General features: G+C 69.1%; 1 protein-coding gene. It reads left to right on the top strand.

Annotated features, from left to right (window positions below):
• Positions 1-1,470 (top strand): aldehyde dehydrogenase (locus R6258_RS18715; protein WP_318453455.1); only part of this gene is annotated, 1,470 nt, incomplete at both ends.

Genomic DNA, 1,470 nt, shown 5'->3' with positions numbered 1-1,470 from the left:
CATGCCGACTGGCAGCGCCTCGCCGGCGAGCTGACCTTCGAAACCCGCGCGCTGATCGGCGATGCCTTCGTCGAGGCCGCCAGTGGCGAGACCTTCGAGACCGTCAACCCGGCCACTGGCCAACTGCTGGCCCGGGTCGCCAGCTGCGACGTCGCCGATGTCGAGGCCGCTGTGGGCCATGCCCGCGCGGCCTTCGAACGCGGTGACTGGTCGCGGCTGGCGCCGGGCCAGCGCAAGCAGGCCATGCTGCGCCTGGCCGCGCTGATGGAGCGGCACATCAACGAACTGGCGCTGCTCGACACGCTGGACATGGGCAAGCCGGTCACCAGCTCGCTGGACGACATGGCCGGTGCGATCGGCTGCATTCGCTACAATGCCGAGACCATCGACAAGCTTTATGGCGAGGTCGCGCCCACCGGCGAGGAGAGCTTGGGCCTGGTGCTGCGCGAGCCGCTCGGCGTGGTCGGCTCGATCGTGCCGTGGAACTTCCCGCTGATGATGACCGCCTGGAAGATCGGTCCGGCGCTGGCCGCCGGCAACAGCGTGATCTTGAAGCCCTCCGAGAAGTCGCCGCTGTCCGCGCTGCGCCTGGCCCAGCTGGCGCGCGAGGCCGGCCTGCCCGCCGGCGCGTTCCAGGTGCTGCCGGGCTTCGGTCACACCGCCGGCAAGGCGCTGGCGCTGTCGATGGATGTGGACTGTCTGTCGTTCACCGGCTCCACCGGAGTCGGCAAGCAGCTCATGCAGTACGCCGGTCAATCCAACCTCAAGCGCGTCTATCTCGAGTGCGGCGGCAAGAGCCCCAACCTGGTGTTCGCCGACTGCCGGGATCTCGACGCCGTGGCCCGCCAGGCAGCCCAGGCGATCTTCTACAACCAGGGCGAGGTATGCATCGCCGGCTCGCGGTTGCTGGTCGAGAACTCGATCCGCGACGCCTTCATCGAACGCCTGCTGGCGCATGCCGAGACCATGCAGCCCGGCGATCCGCTCGACCCGGCCAGCTTCATGGGGGCGATCGTCGACGACGTGCAGCACCGGCGCATCCTCGATTACATCCGTCAGGGCGTGGCCGAGGGCGCGAACCTGCGCAGCGGCGGCCAGGCGGTGAGCCCGGTCGCCGGCGGGCTGTTCATCGCGCCGACGATCTTCGACGGCGTCACGCCGCAGATGGCCATCGGCCGCGAGGAGGTGTTCGGCCCGGTGCTGGCGGTGTTCGGCTTCGACAGCGAGGAGCAGGCCGTGGCGATGGCCAACGACAGCAACTACGGCCTGGCCGCCGGGCTATGGAGCCAGGACATCGACCGCATCATGCGCGTCTCGCGGCGACTGCACTCGGGCCAGGTGTTCGTCAACAACTGGGCCGGTGGCGACATGACGGTGCCGTTCGGCGGCGTCAAGCAGTCGGGCAACGGGCGCGACAAGTCGCACCACAGCCTGGCGGAGTATTCCGAGCTCAAGACGGTGTGGATGGCG

Origin of the sequence: Halomonas sp. HP20-15 (genome assembly GCF_033446685.1) — a bacterium.
Classification (GTDB): Bacteria; Pseudomonadota; Gammaproteobacteria; order Pseudomonadales; family Halomonadaceae; genus Modicisalibacter.
This window is presented reverse-complemented; position numbering and strand designations above follow the sequence as displayed.